Origin of the sequence: Thiobacter sp. AK1 (assembly GCF_039822265.1) — a bacterium.
Taxonomy (GTDB): domain Bacteria; phylum Pseudomonadota; class Gammaproteobacteria; order Burkholderiales; family Thiobacteraceae; genus Thiobacter; species Thiobacter aerophilum.
This window is the reverse complement of sequence record NZ_JBAJEX010000013.1, coordinates 1-18,794: the sequence shown is the minus strand read 5'-3', so window position 1 is coordinate 18,794 and position 18,794 is coordinate 1. Positions and strand designations below refer to the sequence as shown.

Below are 18,794 nucleotides of genomic sequence, written 5' to 3'. Positions count from 1 at the left end.
TTCGGACTAGATGTAGCGCACGTCCAGGATCTCGTATTCGCGCACGCCACCGGGCGCCTGGACCTCGGCCACGTCCCCGGGGAACTTGCCGATCAGCGCCCGCGCGATGGGCGAGCTGATGGAAATCTTGCCCTGGCGCAGATCCGCCTCGTCATCGCCGACGATCTGGTAGGTCACCTTCTGGCCAGTTTCCAGGTCTTCCAGATCGACCGTGGCGCCGAACACCACGTTGCCCTCGGCATCGAGCAGCTTGGGATCGATGATCTGGGCATTGGCCAGTTTGCCTTCCAGCTCGGCGATGCGACCCTCGATGAAGCTCTGGCGTTCTTTGGCCGCATCGTACTCGGCATTCTCCGAGAGGTCGCCGTGGGCTCGTGCCTCGGCGATGGCGCTGATCACCGCCGGCCGTTCCACGGTCTTCAGGTGATGCAATTCGGCGCGCAGTTTCTCGGCGCCGGTGACGGTCAGGGGAATCTTGCTCATGAACGCATACTCCTTGGACAACGGGGCGATTTAAGCGCCCTGTTTCAGACGGGCGTGCAGGCCCTGCAAGTCGAACACCGTCAGCTCGCGCATGTGCTGCATGCCGGTGACCGCGGCGCGCGCGCCCGAAAGTGTGGTGAAGTAGGTGACCCGGTGGGCGAGCGCGGCGGCGCGGATGGCAGCAGAATCTTGGATCGCGCGCTTATCCTCCACGCTGTTGATGATCATGGCGATCTCACGGTTCTTGATCATGTCCACGATGTGGGGACGCCCCTCCGGCACCTTGTTTACCACTTGCACCGCCAGGCCCGCGCCCTGCAGCACCGCGGCAGTGCCGCGCGTGGCACACAGGGAAAACCCCAGCTCGGCCAGCTTGCGCGCCACCTCGATGGACTTGATCTTGTCCTGGGGCTTGACGCTGATGAACACCTTGCCACCGGTGGGAAGTTTCGTGCCCGCGGCGAGTTGGGACTTAACGAAGGCCTCGCCGAAGGTGGTGGCGATGCCCATCACCTCCCCGGTGGACTTCATTTCCGGTCCCAGCATGGGATCCACGCCCGGGAACTTCACGAAGGGGAATACCGCCTCCTTCACCGAATAGTAGGGCGGCACCACTTCCTTCTCCACGCCCTGCTCCTTCAGACTCTTGCCGGCCATGCAGCGGGCGGCGATCTTGGCCAGGGGCAGACCACAGGCCTTGGACACGAAAGGCACGGTGCGCGAAGCGCGCGGGTTCACCTCCAGCACGTAGATGGTGTCGTTCTGGATGGCGAACTGGATGTTCATCAGGCCCACCACGTTGAGCGCGCGCGCCAGTTTCATGGTCTGGCTCCGCAACTCGTCCTGGATGGCCTGACTCAGGCTGAAAGGCGGCAGCGAGCAGGCGGAATCACCGGAGTGCACACCGGCTTCCTCAATATGTTCCATGATGCCACCGATGAGCACGTCGCGGCCATCGCTCACCGCGTCCACATCCACTTCGATGGCATCGTTGAGGAAACGGTCCAGCAGCACCGGCGAGTCGTTGGACACCTTGACCGCCTCGCGCATGTAGCGCTCCAGGTCGGCCGGCTCGTGCACGATCTCCATGGCGCGTCCGCCCAGCACGTAGGAAGGGCGCACCACCAGCGGGTAGCCGATTTCCTCCGCGAGCCGGAGGGCTTCCTCGGTGCTACGCGCGGTGCGGTTGGGCGGCTGCTTGAGTCTAAGCTCGTGCAAAAGCTGCTGGAAGCGCTCCCGGTCCTCGGCGCAGTCGATGGCCTCCGGCGTCGTGCCGATGATGGGCACGCCATTGGCTTCTAGATCGCGCGCCAGCTTGAGCGGTGTCTGGCCGCCAAATTGGACGATGACACCCTTGGGTTTCTCCACCCGCACGATCTCCAGCACGTCCTCCAGCGTGAGCGGCTCGAAATAGAGGCGGTCCGAGGTGTCGTAGTCAGTGGACACGGTCTCCGGGTTGCAGTTGACCATGATGGTCTCGAAGCCGTCCTCGCGCATGGCTAGCGCCGCATGCACGCAACAGTAATCGAACTCAATGCCTTGGCCAATGCGGTTGGGACCACCGCCCAGCACCATGATCTTGTCGCGGCCAGTGGGATTGGCCTCGCACTCTTCCTCGTAGGTGGAGTACTGATAGGCCGTGTCAGTGGCGAACTCGGCGGCACAGGTATCCACACGCTTATAGACGGGATGGATGCCGAGCGCCCAGCGCCGCGCCCGCACGGCGTGCTGATCCGTGCCCAGAAGGTGCGCCAGGCGCTTGTCGGAAAAACCGCATCGCTTGAGCTCCCACAGTTCGTCACGGGAGAGGGCGTCCAGGCTGCGGCCACGGATCGCCTCCTCGCGCCGCACCAGATCCTCGATTTGCGCCAGGAACCAGGGGTCGATGTGGGTGAGCTGCTGGATCTCCTCGAATGGCATGCCCCAGCGGAAGGCGTCGGCGATGTACCAGATGCGTTCCGCGCCGGGATTGCCCAGCTCCGCTTCCAGGGTGTCACGGTCGCGGGTCTTTTCGTCCAGCCCGTCGGCTCCCACTTCCAGGCCACGCAGGGCCTTTTGCAGCGATTCCTGGAAGGTGCGGCCGATGGCCATCACCTCACCCACTGATTTCATCTGGGTGGTGAGGCGGTCATTGGCCTGCTTGAATTTCTCGAAGGCAAAGCGCGGAATCTTGGTGACGACGTAATCGATCGAGGGCTCGAAAGAGGCTGGGGTGCGCCCGCCGGTGATGTCGTTCTCGAGCTCGTCCAGGGTATAGCCCACCGCCAGCTTAGCCGCGATCTTGGCGATGGGAAAACCGGTGGCCTTGGACGCCAGCGCGGAGGAGCGCGACACCCGCGGGTTCATCTCGATCACCACCATGCGGCCATCCTTCGGATTCACCCCGAATTGCACGTTGGAACCGCCCGTCTCCACGCCGATCTCGCGCAGCACCGCCAGCGAGGCATCGCGCATGATCTGGTATTCCTTGTCGGTAAGGGTCTGGGCCGGCGCGACAGTGATGGAATCGCCGGTGTGCACGCCCATGGGGTCGAAGTTCTCGATGGAGCAGACGATGATGCAGTTATCGTTCTTATCCCGCACCACCTCCATTTCATATTCCTTCCAGCCGATCACCGATTCCTCGATGAGCAGCTCCCGCGTGGGCGAAGCCTCCAAGCCACGCTCGCAGATGGCGATGAACTCTTCCATGTTGTAGGCGATGCCTCCGCCAGTGCCGCCCATCGTGAAAGAGGGTCGGATGATGGTGGGAAAGCCCACCATGGCCTGCACCTGAAGCGCTTCCTCCATGGAGTGGGCAATCGCCGCGCGCGGGCATTGCAGCCCGATTTTCTCCATCGCCTGCTTGAATTTCTCCCGGTCTTCCGCCTTGTCGATGGCCTCCCGCGAGGCGCCGATCATCTGCACACCGTATTTGTCGAGCACGCCGTGTTTGGCCAGATCCAGCGCACAGTTGAGCGCAGTCTGGCCGCCCATGGTGGGCAACAGTGCGTCGGGGCGCTCCTTCTCGATGATTTTTTCCAGCACCTGCCACGTGATGGGCTCGATGTAGGTCACGTCCGCCATGCCCGGATCGGTCATGATGGTGGCCGGGTTGGAGTTGACCAGGATGACCTTGTAGCCTTCCTCGCGCAGCGCCTTGCAGGCCTGCGCGCCGGAATAGTCGAACTCGCACGCCTGGCCGATGATGATCGGGCCGGCGCCGATGATGAGGATGCTGTGGATGTCGGTACGTTTAGGCATAGATCGTTTTCAGCGCAGAGGCCCCGAGGTTCGCGGAGGAAAGACGAAATCTCTGCGCCCTCCGCGGCCTCTGCGTTTCATGCTTTGTTTCGTTCCCGCATCATGTTCACGAAGCGGTCGAACAAATAGGCCACGTCGTGCGGCCCTGGGCTTGCTTCCGGGTGGCCCTGGAAGCTGAAAGCTGGCGCGTCGGTGCGGGCGATGCCCTGCAGGCTGCCGTCGAACAAGGACACGTGGGTGGCCCGCAAATGGGCCGGCAGTGTGTCCGCATCCACCGCAAAGCCGTGGTTCTGGCTGGTGATCATGACGCGCCGGGTATCGAGATCCTGCACCGGGTGGTTGGAGCCGTGATGTCCAAACTTCATCTTCACGGTACGCGCGCCGGAAGCAAGGGCAAGCAGCTGATGGCCGAGGCAAATACCAAAGATGGGAACCTGCTCTTCGAGCAGGGTGCGAATGGCGCGAATGGCGTAGTCACAGGGTTCGGGGTCGCCGGGCCCGTTGGACAGCAGTACCCCGTCGGGCCTGAGGGCGAGCACCTCCTGCGCTGCGGTCTGCGCCGGCACCACCGTCACACGACAGCCACGTGCCGCAAGCATCCGCAAAATGTTGCGCTTGACACCGTAATCGTAGGCCACCACGTGATGTTTGGGCGCTTCCAAGGGCGGATGCCCCATGCCACGCACCCAGGTCTGCTCCTTCCACTCATAGGGGGTCGCGCAGCTCACCACCTTGGCCAGATCCATGCCCGCCAGCCCAGGGAAGGCACGCGCGCTCTCCAGGGCACGCGCCTCGTCCACCTCGCCCGTCATCAGACAACCATTCTGGGCGCCCTTTTCGCACAGGATACGGGTGAGCTTGCGCGTGTCGATGCCCGCGATGGCCGGCACGCCCTGCCGCCGCAGGTAAGCACTGAGATCCTCGCGGCTGCGCCAACTGCTTGGCCGCAGGGCCAGGTCGCGGATCACCAGACCGGCAGCGTAGATGCGGTCGGCCTCCTCGTCCTCGGAATTCACCCCGACGTTGCCGATATGGGGGTAGGTGAGCGTGACGATCTGGCGCGTATAAGAGGGGTCTGTCAGGATTTCCTGGTAGCCCGTCATGCCGGTGTTAAACACCACCTCGCCGACGGTCACCGTCTCCGCACCAATGGAAATGCCCCGGAAGACAGTCCCGTCAGCGAGAACGAGCAGGGCGGGGGCGGGCGTTGACACGGGCAAACTCCAGTACCAGATACACAAGAAGCGGGAAAGGCCACATGCCTTCCCCGCTTCCGTAAGCTCTGGAATTATACCGGATTGTGACAGGGGCTGACAACGCGACGGGGTCGCGCCGTCTCACCGGATGCCCAGCACGTCCTGCATGTCGTACAGGCCACGCGGGTGCTCGGCGAGGAAACGCGCCGCGCGCAGTGCGCCCATGGCAAAGGTGGCGCGGCTGGAAGCCTTGTGGGTGATTTCGATGCGTTCGCCGATACCAGCGAACAGCACGGTGTGATCGCCCACGATGTCGCCGCCGCGCACCGTGGCAAAGCCGATGGTGCTGGGCAGACGCTCGCCGGTCACGCCCTCGCGCCCGTACACCGCGCATTCGGCGAGATCCCGTCCCAGCGCGGCGGCCACCACCTCGCCCATGCGCAGGGCGGTGCCGGAGGGCGCATCCACCTTGTGGCGGTGGTGTGCCTCGATGATCTCCACGTCATAGCCCTCGCCGAGAACGCGTGCGGCCATGTCCAAAAGCTTGAGCACCACGTTCACACCCACGCTCATGTTGGGCGCGAATACGATGCCGATGTCCTCGGCAGCCTCACGGATCGTGGCTTTCTGTTCGGCGGAAAAACCGGTGGTACCGATCACCATGGCGATGCCGCGCGCCCGGCATAGAGCCAAATGGTTGAGGGTTGCCTCCGGACGGGTGAAGTCGATGAGAATGCGGCTGTCGGCAAGGGCCGTTTCCGGCTCAGTGCTGATGATGACCCCGCAAGGCGTGCCCACCAACTCCCCCGCATCCCGCCCCGCGTAGGGGCTGCCTGGCCGTTCCAGCGCGGCACTCAGCCGCAGATCCGCCGCCTGGGTGACGGCCTCGATCAGGGCCCGGCCCATGCGGCCGGAGGCGCCGGCAATGGCGATGTTGAGCATGCATCCATCCATTCAGTGCGAACCGGGGGCGCGTAAGGCGCCACGGACTGGTTCGGGTTGCGGGTCAGAAACCGATTTTTTCCAACATGCGGCCGAAAAATCCCTTCTCTTCCGGCGGTGGCGCGGGTGGCGCATTGGGATCGGCCTTGGACAGCACGACCTCGTTGACGCCGCGCGCGGGCTGCTTCTCCGCCTGAGCCTGATCTTCGGCGGTGAGAGGCGCCACATCCCCGGCCACCCGCACGAGCTGGTCATTCTCGAAGAACAGCGTGAGCTTGCGTTCCTCCTCCAGCTTGCTGCCTTTGGCCAGACGGTAGACGTAGTCCCAGCGGTTGGCGTGGAAGGGATCGGTGATGGGCGGCGAGCCCAACAGAAAGCGCACCTGGGCACGGGTCATACCGGGTGCCAGCTTGGCCGCCATCTCCTGGGTGATCACGTTGCCCTGCTGGATTTCGAGCTTGTAGGGTTCGGGGGCGATCTGGGTGACGGAACAGCCTGCCAGTCCCGGCACTGCCGCAAGCCACAAAACCGAAAGCAAAGCGCTGCGCCGCATGGGATTGCCCAAAAAGAAAGCGTACATTATAGCGGCTCGGCGCGGCCCTGTGACCGGCCCCCGGACTTCCAGCGGACGGACAAAGGGCCTATCATCTGGACTAGACGCGCTTTCTGGATCACCCATGACCGACCCCCGGGAACTCAAGAACGCCGGCCTCAAGGCCACCCTGCCCCGCCTGAAGATTCTCAGCCTGTTCGAGACCAGCGAAGTCCGCCATCTAACGGCCGAGGATGTCTATCGCATGCTGTTGCAGCAGGGTGATGCCGACATCGGGTTGGCTACCATCTACCGCGTGCTGACCCAGTTCGAACAAGCCGGGCTCTTGATCCGCCACCATTTCGAGAGCGGCAAGGCCGTCTTCGAGCTTAACCAGGGGGGGCATCATGACCATCTGGTCTGCATGCAGTGCGGCCGGGTGGAGGAGTTCTATGATGCGGAAATCGAAAAGCGCCAGGAAAGGATTGCCAGGGAACGCGGCTTTTCCATTCACGAGCACTCTCTCTACATTTACGCCGACTGCACCAAGGAAAACTGTCCCTACCGGCGTTAGCCCGGATATTTCACCAATGCCTGTTACGCTCTGCGGCCGTTTACGGCCGACGGCGGATGATTGTTCTGGACGCGAACATTCTGCGTCCAATAGGCAAATCCCGAATTCTGGACGAACCTCCCCCTACCCCCGTTGTTTACAGCGTGCCGGGGACAGCACTTCGATGGGGTCATGGGGCGAGCGCGCGGGCGGCGATGAGGAAGGTTTCACGCATCGGATGATGTGAGGCGAGCAGGATTTGCACGCGACGCGTGTTGCGCACGATGGCGGCGCCGATCTTGAGCAGCTTCACGCGGATCGTGGCGGCGGATGCGCGCGCCAGTTCCGTCCCCGCCAGCGCCAAGGCGCGGAATCGCTCCATCAAGGTATAAGCCAGCGCCGCCAGCATCAGCCGCAGCCAGTTGGCCGCGAACTTGTGGCTGGAAGCCCGCGTGCCGAACAAGTCGAGCTGGATTTCCTTGATCCGGTTCTCGGCCTCCCCGCGCGGGCAGTAGATTTGATCGTAAACCACCGCGGCATCCTGCTTGAGGCTGGTCACCACGAAGCGTGGATTCGCCCCTTGCGCCCCATACTCCAGGCGCGTCACGATGCGCCGCTCGATATTCCAACTCTCTGCCGCATAGCGGAACTCGGCGATGTGGCGCTGCTTGGTTTGCGTCGCCTCGAATCGTGTGCAGAGTCGATCCTCTTCCGCCGCCACGATCTCGTGCAAACGCTTATTGCGCGCCACGCCAATCACGTAATCCACGCCATGCCGCTCGCACCAGCGGATCAGGTTCTGGCGGCAGAAGCCGGAGTCACCGCGCACGATGAAGCGGGTCTCGGGCCACGCTTGGCGCAGTCTCGCCACCAGCAGCTTGATCGTTGCCGCCGCATGCCTGGCGCCATCGATACGCGAGGGGCGCAGCACGCAGGCCAGCATCGCCTGGCCGCAGAATACATAGAGCGGCAAGTAGCAGTAATGGTCGTAATAGCCGTGAAATTGCGCCAGCTCCTGGTCGCCGTGCAAGGGCACATCGGAGGCATCGACGTCGAGGATCAGTTCCCGGGGCTCTGTCGCGTGGCTGGCGATGAATTGTTCGACCAGCACCCGATTCAGCGCCACGGCCTGCGCGCGCGTGGCGCGATTCTCCAATCGGCACAAAGTGGGTGCGCTGGCCAGCTCGTCCGTTTGACCGACTGCCGTTTGCATCAATGTGTCGCGACGCAGCCGGTCGTGGTCGTTCAGGTCTTCGTAGCCCGCGCACAGGCCGTAGATGCGCTGGGTCAGCAGGGTCTTGAGGGAGTGGGTGATGCGCGTTTCGTCGCGCGCGTCGTCGAGTGCGGCGGCCGCGGAACGGGTCAGGCCAATGCGCCTGTCCACTTGGCGCAACAGCATCAGCCCGCCGTCGGAACTGAGGTCCCCGCCCCGGAAATTCGCTTCGACGATCCGGCGCCCCAAACGCCCAAATTCAATCAATTCAGCGGTACACTTTGGCATCGGCGGAGTCCCCTCGCAAAACGTATTCGACACACGAATTGTAAGGGTTAATCAACTCCGCCGTCCTATTCTGATGAAATATCCGGGTTAGCTTGAACCCTGGTATCCATTGACCGGCCAGCGTGCCGTGAACTGCACGGAACATGACATTCATCACGGTTTTTGAGATGTCAGCCGCGCCTACGTCTGGATAATCTGGGTTGAAACGACGCTAAGCGCTTCCCTGGTTGCCCTCTCTTGCGACGGAACGAAATGAGGGGAACAACCATGGCCCGTGGGGTCCTGCATCGAGAAGGACTCAACCAAGATCGTCAGCCACGCAGCGCGCCAGACGCGCGAGAAGGACCCGTTAGCGGCTGAGCATTTCCGCGGCGTGGGCACGGGTGGTGTCGGTGATATCCATTCCCCCCAGCATGCGCGCGATTTCCTCGACCCGCTGGTCGCGCTTGAGAGGTGCGATGCGGGAGACGGTCGCCCCGTCCCGAATTTCCTTCCATACCCTGAGGTGATGCTCGCCCTGGGCCGCCACCTGGGGCAGATGGGTGATACACAACACTTGGCGGCTTTGCGCCAGGCGCTTGAGCAGTGCGCCCACGATTTCCGCCACACCCCCTCCAATCCCCACGTCCACTTCGTCGAAGATCAAGGTGGGCACCGGCGTCACGTCCAGCGCCGCCACCTGGATGGCGAGGCTGATGCGGGACAGCTCGCCACCGGAAGCCACCTTGGCCAGGGGACGCAGGGCCGCGCCAGCATGGGACGCCACCCGGAACTCCGCGTTCTCCAACCCAAAACTGCCACCCTCCGGGACCGGGATGAGTGCCACCTCGAAGCGCGCGCCGGCCATGGCCAGAGTCTGCAGCGTGTCCGTGACCTTGCGGGAGAGCTCAGCCGCGGCCTTGGCCCGTTCCACACTCAGTTTCTCCGCCTCGGCGCGCCAGCGCGCTTTTAGCGTCGCTTCGCGCTGGACCAGGGCGGCGACATCTCCCGCCTCGGAAAGCTCGGCCAGGCGCGTGCGCGCGCTTTGCAGCAGGGCGGGCAGGCGCTCGGGTGTGACGCGGAATCTGCGCGCCGCGCGGTGGATGGCCTCCAGGCGTGCCTCACACTCCGCCAAGCGTTCAGGGTCGAGCTCCAGGCGCTGGCGATAGTGATTGAGGGCATAGGCTGCCTCGCGCAATTGGATTTCTGCCGGCTCCAGGATTTCCAGGACGTCCACCAAGGCGGGATCGTATTCCCGCAGTTGCCGCAAGCGGTCAATTACCCCGGCGAGCTGGGAGAGCAGCGACAAGTCACTCTCGGAGAGCTGCTCCACCGCCTCGCGCGCGCCTTCGATGAGGCTCGCGGCGTGGGCGAGCCGGCTATGCTCCGCCTGCAGGGCCGCCCATTCCTCTTCGCTGAAATCGAGCGCCTCAAGCGCCTGCACCTGCCATTCCAGTTCCTCTCGCTCCCGCGCGAGCTGGGCGGCATCGTGCTCCGCCAGCTCCCGCTGACGACGGATCGCCTGCCAGTCGTGATAAAGGTCGGAAACCAGGCCCGCCAGCACGTCCAGCGCGGCGTAGCCATCCAGTAGGGCGCGCTGCGTCGCCGGCTTGAGGAGACTTTGGTGGGCGTGCTGGCCATGGATGTCCACCAAGCGCTCCCCCACCTCACGCAATTGCTGCAAGGTGGCGGCGTGGCCATTGATGAAGGCACGCGAGCGACCGGAGGCGTCCACCACCCGCCGCAGCAGACAGACGCCCTCGTCGCCGGTCAGATCCTGGGCGGCAAGCCACTGGCCAATCTCGGGCGCGCGGCCAATGTCGAACTGGGCGGCGATCTCGGCCCGGGCGCAGCCTTCACGCACCACGGCGGCATCGGCGCGATCGCCCAGCACTAGGGCCAGCGCGTCGATGAGGATGGACTTGCCGGCTCCCGTCTCACCGGTAAGCACGGTAAAGCCCGGCTCGAAATCCAGTTCGACCCGATCGACGATGACGAAATCCCGGACGGACAGATGAACCAGCACGGTCAGGCGTCGCTTTTGACAAAGCCGGCACGCGTCACAGTTTCTCGCCCCAGTGGAGTTTCTGGCGCAGCATGTCGTAGTAGCTATGGCCCTTGGGATGGAGCAGACGGACGGTTTCCATGGAGCCGCTCACCTCCACGCGGTCGCCCACTTTCAGCTCCAGCCGGTGCTGGCCGTCCAGGTTGGCGCAACAGTCGTCGGCATGGATCACCAGCACTTCAACGCGGGAGTGGCTGTTGACGGCGATGGGCCGGTTGGACAGAGTATGGGGGCAAATGGGCACGAGAGCGATGGCTTCCAACGTGGGATGCAGGATGGGCCCGCCCGCCGACAGGGCATAGGCGGTGGAACCCGTGGGCGAGGCGATCACCAAGCCATCGGAGCGCTGGCTATAGACGAACTGCTCATCGATGAACACTTCCAGCTCGATGAGCCGTCCCGCCGCGCCCTTGGACACCACCACGTCATTGAAGGCACGGGCCTCATGCAGGATCTGGCCATCGCGCCTGACCACTGCATCCAGCAAGAAACGGTCTTCCACGACGAACTCCCCGGCCAGCATCTCATCCAGCGTCTGGATCATGGTATCCAGGGAGACATCGGTGAGAAACCCCAATCGGCCCTGATTCACCCCCACCACCGACACGTCATAGGGTGCCAGGATACGGGCGATGGAGAGCATGGTGCCATCGCCACCGAACACCACCACCAAATCGGCGAGATGGCCGATCTCGGCAAGCGTGGCGGTCTCGAAGCCTGCGATACCGACCCGCTCGGCGGTCTGGGTGGCGATGACCACACGCAGACCCCGCTGAGCGAGATGATCGGCCAGGCGCAGCAGGGCACTACCGATCTCCCTGCTGTTGTACTTGCCCACCAGGGCCGCGGTCTTGAACGGAAAACGCATGATCACGTGATTATAGCGACCACCCCGGGCTTTGTCCGATCGGCCCTGGGTCGCGGCGGAACTTCCTAAAGGTTCAGGAATCGGTAGAATCGTGGCCATGCTCGACAAGCGCTCTCTGGTCCTGCTCAAAACCCTGGTGGAACGCTACATCGCCGAGGGTCAGCCCGTGGGGTCGCGCACCCTGTCCCGTTATTCCGGGCTGGACGTCTCGCCGGCGACCATCCGCAACGTGATGGCCGACCTGGAAGACCTCGGCTTCGTCACCAGTCCCCATACCTCCGCCGGACGCATCCCCACGCCGCGCGGCTACCGCCTGTTCGTGGACAGCCTGCTCACGGTGCAGCCGTTGCCCAGCGAGGCCGTACAGGCGCTGGAGAGCAAGCTGGACACCTCGGATCCCCAGCGCTTGATCGCCTCGGCCTCGCGGCTATTGTCCGACCTCACCCACTTTGCCGGCGTGGTGATGGCGCCCAAGCGCAGCACCGCCGTGCGCCACATCGAGTTCCTAAGCCTGTCGGAGCGGCGCATTCTGATGATCCTGGTATCCACCGACGGCAACGTGCAAAACCGCATCCTCATCCCGGACAAGGCCTTTAGCGCCACCGAGCTCGCGGAGGCCGCCAATTTCTTCAACCAGAACTACGCCGGCCGCACCCTGGACGAAGTGAAGCAGGCCATTCAGGACGAGCTCAAGGCCCTGCGCCAGGACGTGATCGCCCTGATGAACGCAGCGCTGGAAGCGGGCAGCGCGGCGCTTTCCGAAGCCGAGGACCAGTGCGTGCTTTCCGGTGAAGGCAAGCTCTTGGAAGTGCAGGATCTCTCGGCCAATCTGGACCGGCTCAAGCGCCTGTTCTCCATCTTCGAACAGAAGACCGAGCTTATGCAGCTTTTGGCCTTGGGCCAACAGAGCCAGGGCGTGCAGATCTTCATCGGCGGCGAATCTGGCGTCATGCCCTTGGACGAGTGCAGCCTGGTCACCGCGCCCTACGAAGTGAACGGCCGGGTGGTGGGCACGGTGGGCGTGATCGGCCCGACGCGCATGGCCTACGATCGTGTCATCCCCATCGTGGACATCACGGCCAAGCTGCTTTCCAGCGCCCTCTCCTACCACTGATGCGCTATCTGCCTGAACCGCCCTTTCGTCATGGTACCGTTTCCCGCGTGGGCGTGCTGCTGGTGAACCTGGGCACGCCTGCCGCCCCCACGAGCGAGGCGCTGCGCCCCTATCTCCAGCAGTTCCTGTCCGACCCGCGCGTGATCGAAATTCCGCGCCTTTTGTGGTGGCCGATCCTGCACCTTTTCATCCTCACCACCCGTCCGCGCAAGTCGGCGCAAAAATACGCCAGCATCTGGACGCCGGAAGGCTCGCCGCTACTGGTGCACACGCAACGCCAGGCGACGCTACTCAAGGGCTATCTCGGCGAGCGCACGCGCACCCCTTTGCTGGTGGATTACGCCATGCGCTACGGCGTGCCTTCCATCGAGACCACGCTCCTCAAGATGAAGGCGGCCGGCTGCGGCCGGCTCCTCATCCTACCCCTCTATCCCCAGTATGCCGCCAGCTCCACCGGCAGCGTCTTCGACGCGGTGGCGGATACTATCAAGCGGCTGCGCAACCCGCCGGAGCTACGCTTCATCAAGCACTTTCACGACCATCCCGGCTACATCGCCACGCTCGCCGAGAGCGTGCGCGCTCACTGGGCCGCCCATGGCCGGCCGGACCGCTTGATCATGAGCTTTCATGGCGTGCCCCGCTTCACTCTGGACAAGGGCGATCCTTACCACTGTGAGTGCCAGAAGACGGCGCGCCTGCTGGCGGAAAGCCTCGGACTGGCGCCAGATGCCTGGCAGCTCACCTTCCAGTCCCGCTTCGGCCGCGCCGAGTGGCTCACACCCTATACCCAACCCACCCTCGAGGCCCTGGCGCGTCAGGGTGTCGGGCGGGTGGACGTGATCTGCCCAGGCTTCCTCGCCGATTGTCTGGAAACCCTGGAGGAAATCGCCGTCGAGGCGAAGACCGCGTTTCTCGCCGCTGGTGGCCGTGAATTCCACTACATACCCTGCCCCAACGAACGCCCAGATTGGATCCGCGCTCTGGCCGACATCACGCTCGGCCAACTTTCCGGCTGGCTGGACGAAGCCCCGCAGGCATTAGCCCGGGAGGCGCAAGCCTCCCGCACCCGCGCCCTGGCCTTGGGCGCGGCCGACTAGTGTAGGCTCCCGCGCCCCGGTAGTCCCCAACGTGGCGGAAAAGCGGGGCGCCCGCTCGCGCCGCAATGACGCTGCGCCCGTGGCGCCTGCCTTAGCCTTGTCAGACGCTTGGCGTACCAGCCAAACCTTGGGCAGCCTCAGCCCACCGCTGCACGGCTCGTGGTAAGCCAGATGGCGCCTTCCCACCCGGCTCGTCCCATGGGCCCCTCTTGAAATAAGGCCATTCGTCCCCATACGCCATCGGAACCCTTGGAGGAACCCATGTCCGATCAGGAAACCAGCCAGAACCAAACCGAAACGATCCAGAACCAACCGTCCGATCACCACGCGCCCGAGGTCATGCCCAGCCTCGAAGAACTCTTGCGCGAGGCCGAACGCAAGGCCCAGGAGCATTACGATGCCTGGATGTATGCCAAGGCCGAGACCGAGAATGTGCGCCGACGCAGCGTGGAAGAGGTGGAGAAGGCGCGCAAGTTCGCCATCGAGTCCTTCGCCCGCGAGCTGCTGCCGGTAAAGGACGCCCTCGAAATGGCCCTGGCGGTGGAGAACGCTACCCTGGAGAGCCTGCGTCAGGGTGTGGAGCTTACGCTCAAGCAGCTCACCAGCGTGTTCGACAAGTTCCATATCCAGGAAGTCAACCCAGCAGGAGAGAAATTCGATCCCAATCTGCACGACGCCATGGCCATGGTGGAGTCAGAGCAGGAACCCAACACCGTCACCCAGGTAATGCAGAAGGGCTACCAGCTCCACGAACGTCTGCTGCGTCCGGCCCTGGTGACCGTGGCCAAGGCCAAGCAGGGGTAGCAAGGGGCGGCTTGCCCGGCCGCTTCGGGTTGAAAGCGCCTGGCGAGGCCCCCATCTAGGCGCTAACCGTATTTCGAGACCACTGAAAAGGAAAACATCATGGGAAAGATCATCGGCATTGACCTCGGTACCACCAACTCCTGCATGGCCATCATGGAGGCAGGCAAACCCAAGGTCATCGAGAATTCCGAGGGCGCACGCACCACGCCCTCCATCGTCGCCTACACGGAAGACGGCGAAATCCTGGTGGGCGCGCCGGCGAAGCGGCAGGCGGTCACCAATCCCCAGAACACGCTGTTCGCCGTGAAACGTCTGATCGGCCGGCGCTACGACGAAGCAGCGGTGCAAAAACAGATCAGCCTGGTGCCCTACAAGATCGTGAAGGCCGACAACGGCGATGCTTGGGTAGAGGTGCGTGGCAAGAAAATGGCGCCGCCCGAGGTGTCGGCGCAGGTGCTGCGCAAGCTCAAGCGTGACGCCGAGGCTTATCTCGGCGAGCCGGTGACGGAAGCGGTGATCACCGTGCCCGCCTACTTCAACGATTCCCAGCGCCAGGCCACCAAGGACGCGGGCCGCATCGCCGGCCTCGAGGTGAAGCGCATCATCAATGAGCCCACTGCGGCGGCCCTGGCCTTCGGCCTGGACAAAAAGGAAGGCGACCGCAAGATCGCAGTGTATGACCTGGGCGGTGGCACCTTCGACATTTCCATCATCGAAATCGCGGAAGTAGAAGGCGAGCACCAGTTCGAGGTGCTGTCCACCAATGGCGACACCTTCCTGGGCGGCGAGGACTTCGACCAGCGCCTGATCGACTACCTGGCCGACGAGTTCAAGAAGGAACAGGGGATAGACCTGCGCAAGGACATGCTGGCTCTGCAGCGCCTCAAGGAAGCTGCGGAAAAGGCCAAGATCGAGCTGTCCTCCGCCCAGCAGACCGAGGTTAACCTGCCCTACATCACCGCGGACGCCACCGGACCTAAGCATCTGAACGTGAAGATCACGCGCGCCAAGTTCGAAAGCCTGGTGGAAGACCTGATCGAGCGCACCATCGAGCCGTGCAAGATCGCCATCAAGGATGCGGGCATCAAAGTCTCCGACATCGACGACGTGATCCTGGTGGGTGGCCAGACCCGCATGCCCAAGGTGCAGGAAAAAGTGAAGGAGTTCTTTGGCAGGGAGCCGCGGCGGGACGTGAACCCCGACGAGGCGGTGGCCATCGGCGCGGCAATCCAGGCCGGCGTGCTCCAGGGCGAGGTGAAAGATGTGCTGCTGCTCGACGTCACCCCGCTGTCACTGGGCATCGAGACCTTGGGTGGCGTGATGACTGTGCTCATCCCGAAGAACACCACCATCCCCACCAAGGCAACTCAGGTGTTCTCCACGGCGGACGACAACCAGACCGCCGTGACCATCCACGTGCTGCAGGGTGAACGGGAAATGGCGGCGGGCAACAAGAGCCTTGGCCAATTCAATCTGGAGGGCATTCCGCCCGCGCCGCGCGGGGTGCCGCAGATCGAGGTCACCTTCGACATCGATGCCAACGGCATCCTGCACGTGTCTGCTCGCGACAAGGCGACCGGCAAGGAGAATAAGATCACCATCAAGGCCAACTCTGGTCTAACCGAGGAGGAAATTCAGCGCATGCTGAAGGACGCCGAGGCTCACGCCGCCGAGGACCACAAGCAGCGCGAGCTGGTGGAAGCGCGCAATCAGTGCGACCAGCTCATCCACTCGGTGAAGAAGACGCTCGCCGAGCAGGGCGATAAGATTAGCGCCGACGAAAAGGCCAAGATCGAGGCCGCGATCAAGGACGCCGAGGAGGCCATCAAGGGCAACGACAAGGACGCCATCCAGTCCAAGATGAATGCCCTGGCCCAGGCCTCGCACAAACTGGCCGAGCAGATGTACGCTCAGCAGCAGGGGGGCGGCCAACAAGCCTCTGGCAAGGCCGGGGGCGGGAAGGCGGACGAGGACGTGGTGGACGCCGAGTTCGAGGAAGTCAAAGACAACAAATAATCAAACCTCGCCCCCAGAGGCACAGAGCCGCAGAGAACGGTTTCTCTGTACGCTCTGTGCCTCTGCGTCTGTAAGGTGTACGAACGAATGTCCAAACGCGACTATTACGAAGTGCTCGGCGTCAGCCGTGACGCCTCCGAGGACGAACTGAAGAAAGCCTACCGCAAGCTGGCCATGAAATACCACCCGGACCGCAATCCGGGGAACAAGGAGGCCGAGGAGAAGTTCAAGGAGGTCAAGGAAGCCTACGAGACTCTGAGCGACCCCAATAAACGCGCGGCCTACGACCACTACGGACATGCTGGCGTCGATGCCAACCTGGGTGGCGGCTTTCAGCACGGTTTCGGCGGTTTCGCCGATGCCTTCGCGGACATCTTTGGTGACCTGTTCGGTGGCGGCGGGCGGCGCAGCAATGTCTATCGCGGTGCGGACCTACGCTACAACTTGGAGATCACCCTGGAGGAAGCCGCGCACGGCACCGAGACGCGCATCCGTGTTCCCACCATGGAAACCTGCGCCACCTGCGGCGGCACTGGCGCCAAGCCCGGCACTCAACCCATGACCTGCTCCATGTGCGGTGGCCACGGCCAGGTGCGCATGCAGCAGGGTTTCTTCTCCATCCAGCAAACCTGTCCCACCTGCCATGGCAGCGGCAAGATCATCGCCGAACCCTGTCACCAGTGTCACGGCGCAGGACGCGTGAAGAAACACAAGACGCTCGCGGTGAAGATTCCCGCTGGCGTGAATGCGGGCGACCGCATCCGCCTTTCCGGCGAAGGCGAAGCCGGTGTCAATGGTGGACCACCGGGCGATCTCTACGTCGTGATACACCTCAAGGAGCACCCAGTTTTCAAGCGCGATGGCAACGATCTGCACTGCGAGATGCCGATCAGCTTCACCACTGCCGCCCTGGGCGGTGAGCTGGAAATTCCCACCCTGGACGGTCATGCCCGCATCACGATTCCGGAAGGCACGCAGAGCGGACGCGTGTTTCGCCTGAACGGCAAGGGTATCAAGGGTGTGCGCAGCCACACGCCAGGCGATCTCTATTGCCACGTGATAGTCGAAACACCGGTCAATTTGAATGCGCGCCAGAAGGAACTGCTGCGTGAGCTGGAAGCCATTAGCCGCGGCGAGGAAAACAACCCGCGCGCCAAGCGCTGGATGGACAAGGTGAAGGAGTTTTTTGGCCAATAACCTTCGCGCGCCAGGCATGAGAGCTTTCCCTGCCTTTGCTGCACGCCGACGTCCCCCCCGTATTTGAGTAGCACGCCGATCTGGAGTCCAATGCCCACCGACAAGGAGATTGGACGTGAAGAAGCGGTTTACCGAAGAGCAGATCATCGGCTTTCTGCGTGAGGCGGAAGCCGGGTTGCCGGTCAAGGACCTGTGCCGCCGACACGGCTTCAGCGAAGCCTCGTACGACCTGTGGCGCAGCAAGTTCGGCGGCATGAGCGTGCCGGACGCCACGCGGCTCAAGGCGCTGGAGGCGGAGAACACCCGGCTGGGGAAGCTGCTCGCCGAGCAGATGTTCGAGAACGACGTGATCAAAGACACCCTGCGAGAAAAGGGGTGACCGCACCGGCTCGACGCGCGCTGGTGCGGCATCTGGTGCGCAAGGGGCTGAGCGAGCGGCGGTCGCTGGCGGTGGTGCGCATGAGCGCCAGCGCCTACCGCTATGCGCCGCGTCCGGATCGCAACGGTGAGCTGCGGGCGCGGATCCTGGCGCTGGCGCAGCGGCACACGGGCTACGGCGTCGGGATGATCCACCTCAAACTCAGGCAAGCGGGGCTGTGCGTGAACTATAAGCGCGTCGAACGGCTGTATCGGGAAGCGAAACTGCACGTGCGGCGGCGCAAGCGCAAGCAGGTGTTGCCGGGCGAGCGCCAGCCGCTGGTGCGGCCGAGTGCGGCTAACCAGGTGTGGTCGATGGACTTCGTGGTCGACCGCACCGCCGATGGGCGCGTCATCAAGTGCCTGACGATCGTCGATGACGCCACCCACGAAGCGGTCGCGATCGAGGTGGAACGTGCGATCTCCGGACTTGGCGTGGGGCGCGTGCTCGACCGTCTGGCGCGCTCGCTGGGCTTGCCGCAGGTGATCCGCACCGACAACGGCAAGGCGTTCTGCGGCAAGGCCATGGTTGCCTGGGCGCACGCGCAGGGCGTGCAGCTGCGTCTGATCCAACCGGGCAAGCCGAACCAGAACGCCTACGTCGAATCCTTCAACGGCCGCCTGCGCAAGCAGGACCTGCCTACCCGATTCCAGACTCATCTGTCGTTGGAATCACGCGCCCCGCTCAGACTCATGTCTCATTGGAAGAGGCTCACTACCGACACGCCGCTAACGTGCCTGATAGGCTTCCAGCCTGGCGGCACCCAGCCGAGCAAAATAGCCGCTC

At 63.6% G+C, this 18,794-nt stretch carries 15 protein-coding genes; 7 read left to right on the top strand and 8 right to left on the bottom strand.

Translation table 11 applies throughout. The features are described from left to right. Window positions 1–6 precede the first annotated feature (6 nt). The 5 genes from greA to V6E02_RS11930 form a co-directional block, all read right to left on the bottom strand. On the bottom strand, window positions 7–483 hold the full coding sequence (gene greA / locus V6E02_RS11950; RefSeq protein ID WP_347309035.1) for a transcription elongation factor GreA: 477 nt from the start codon (window positions 481–483) through the stop codon (window positions 7–9). A gap of 30 nt (window positions 484–513) precedes the next feature. Further along, window positions 514–3,726, bottom strand: a complete 3,213-nt coding sequence (gene carB, locus V6E02_RS11945; protein WP_347309034.1) for a carbamoyl-phosphate synthase large subunit — start codon at window positions 3,724–3,726, stop codon at window positions 514–516. Window positions 3,727–3,803: 77 nt separating this feature from the next. After that, window positions 3,804–4,940: a glutamine-hydrolyzing carbamoyl-phosphate synthase small subunit gene (gene carA / locus V6E02_RS11940; protein ID WP_347309033.1), complete on the bottom strand. Its 1,137-nt coding sequence runs from the start codon at window positions 4,938–4,940 to the stop codon at window positions 3,804–3,806. Window positions 4,941–5,063: 123 nt separating this feature from the next. Next, window positions 5,064–5,864: a 4-hydroxy-tetrahydrodipicolinate reductase gene (dapB, locus tag V6E02_RS11935; protein ID WP_347309032.1), complete on the bottom strand. Its 801-nt coding sequence runs from the start codon at window positions 5,862–5,864 to the stop codon at window positions 5,064–5,066. Window positions 5,865–5,928: 64 nt separating this feature from the next. Then, window positions 5,929–6,444 (bottom strand): outer membrane protein assembly factor BamE, encoded by a 516-nt coding sequence (locus V6E02_RS11930; protein WP_347309031.1) that lies wholly within the window; start codon window positions 6,442–6,444, stop codon window positions 5,929–5,931. A gap of 97 nt (window positions 6,445–6,541) precedes the next feature. On the opposite strand from V6E02_RS11930, the gene fur reads away from it, so the two are divergent. Next, a complete protein-coding gene (gene fur, locus V6E02_RS11925) occupies window positions 6,542–6,970 on the top strand; it encodes a ferric iron uptake transcriptional regulator (protein WP_347309030.1) in 429 nt (142 codons plus the stop codon). Window positions 6,971–7,139: 169 nt separating this feature from the next. Here fur and V6E02_RS11920 read toward each other — a convergent pair whose 3' ends face one another. The 3 genes from V6E02_RS11920 to V6E02_RS11910 all read right to left on the bottom strand — a co-directional run bounded on the left by V6E02_RS11920 (window position 7,140) and on the right by V6E02_RS11910 (window position 11,362). Next, window positions 7,140–8,450, bottom strand: a complete 1,311-nt coding sequence (locus tag V6E02_RS11920) for an IS1380 family transposase (protein WP_347309029.1) — start codon at window positions 8,448–8,450, stop codon at window positions 7,140–7,142. 349 nt (window positions 8,451–8,799) lie between these two features. Continuing rightward, on the bottom strand, window positions 8,800–10,455 hold the full coding sequence (recN, locus tag V6E02_RS11915; RefSeq protein ID WP_347309028.1) for a DNA repair protein RecN: 1,656 nt from the start codon (window positions 10,453–10,455) through the stop codon (window positions 8,800–8,802). 34 nt (window positions 10,456–10,489) lie between these two features. After that, complete coding sequence (locus tag V6E02_RS11910; protein ID WP_347309027.1) at window positions 10,490–11,362, bottom strand: NAD kinase; 873 nt, start codon at window positions 11,360–11,362, stop codon at window positions 10,490–10,492. Window positions 11,363–11,459: 97 nt separating this feature from the next. On the opposite strand from V6E02_RS11910, the gene hrcA reads away from it, so the two are divergent. From hrcA to V6E02_RS11880, 6 genes are all read left to right on the top strand, one after another. Continuing rightward, complete coding sequence (gene hrcA / locus V6E02_RS11905) at window positions 11,460–12,476, top strand: heat-inducible transcriptional repressor HrcA (protein WP_347309026.1); 1,017 nt, start codon at window positions 11,460–11,462, stop codon at window positions 12,474–12,476. Further along, window positions 12,476–13,573 (top strand): ferrochelatase, encoded by a 1,098-nt coding sequence (gene hemH, locus V6E02_RS11900; RefSeq protein WP_347309025.1) that lies wholly within the window; start codon window positions 12,476–12,478, stop codon window positions 13,571–13,573. Before hrcA ends, hemH begins: the two co-directional genes overlap by 1 nt. A 222-nt stretch (window positions 13,574–13,795) precedes the next feature. Continuing rightward, window positions 13,796–14,377: a nucleotide exchange factor GrpE gene (gene grpE, locus V6E02_RS11895; RefSeq protein WP_430626803.1), complete on the top strand. Its 582-nt coding sequence runs from the start codon at window positions 13,796–13,798 to the stop codon at window positions 14,375–14,377. 99 nt (window positions 14,378–14,476) lie between these two features. Further along, window positions 14,477–16,393, top strand: coding sequence for a molecular chaperone DnaK (dnaK, locus tag V6E02_RS11890; protein ID WP_347309023.1), 1,917 nt, complete (start codon window positions 14,477–14,479; stop codon window positions 16,391–16,393). A gap of 87 nt (window positions 16,394–16,480) precedes the next feature. Beyond that, window positions 16,481–17,590, top strand: coding sequence for a molecular chaperone DnaJ (dnaJ, locus tag V6E02_RS11885; protein WP_347309022.1), 1,110 nt, complete (start codon window positions 16,481–16,483; stop codon window positions 17,588–17,590). Window positions 17,591–17,705: 115 nt separating this feature from the next. Then, window positions 17,706–18,794, top strand: a protein-coding gene (locus V6E02_RS11880; RefSeq protein ID WP_430626801.1) for an IS3 family transposase whose coding sequence is annotated in 2 segments (ribosomal slippage) — window positions 17,706–17,964 and window positions 17,964–18,794 — 1,090 coding nt annotated over the 2 segments. Because the reading frame shifts where the segments join, the coding sequence is not laid out codon by codon here. This gene is flagged as partial in the annotation.

Excerpts from the sequence above, each read along its gene's own strand:
- greA (WP_347309035.1), bottom strand. The coding sequence starts at position 483 with ATGAGCAAGATTCCCCTGACCGTCACCGGCGCCGAGAAACTGCGCGCC.
- carB (WP_347309034.1), bottom strand. The coding sequence starts at position 3,726 with ATGCCTAAACGTACCGACATCCACAGCATCCTCATCATCGGCGCCGGC.
- dapB (WP_347309032.1), bottom strand. The coding sequence starts at position 5,864 with ATGCTCAACATCGCCATTGCCGGCGCCTCCGGCCGCATGGGCCGGGCC.
- V6E02_RS11930 (WP_347309031.1), bottom strand. The coding sequence starts at position 6,444 with ATGTACGCTTTCTTTTTGGGCAATCCCATGCGGCGCAGCGCTTTGCTT.
- fur (WP_347309030.1), top strand. The coding sequence starts at position 6,542 with ATGACCGACCCCCGGGAACTCAAGAACGCCGGCCTCAAGGCCACCCTG.
- V6E02_RS11920 (WP_347309029.1), bottom strand. The coding sequence starts at position 8,450 with ATGCCAAAGTGTACCGCTGAATTGATTGAATTTGGGCGTTTGGGGCGC.
- V6E02_RS11910 (WP_347309027.1), bottom strand. The coding sequence starts at position 11,362 with ATGCGTTTTCCGTTCAAGACCGCGGCCCTGGTGGGCAAGTACAACAGC.
- hrcA (WP_347309026.1), top strand. The coding sequence starts at position 11,460 with ATGCTCGACAAGCGCTCTCTGGTCCTGCTCAAAACCCTGGTGGAACGC.
- hemH (WP_347309025.1), top strand. The coding sequence starts at position 12,476 with ATGCGCTATCTGCCTGAACCGCCCTTTCGTCATGGTACCGTTTCCCGC.
- dnaK (WP_347309023.1), top strand. The coding sequence starts at position 14,477 with ATGGGAAAGATCATCGGCATTGACCTCGGTACCACCAACTCCTGCATG.
- dnaJ (WP_347309022.1), top strand. The coding sequence starts at position 16,481 with ATGTCCAAACGCGACTATTACGAAGTGCTCGGCGTCAGCCGTGACGCC.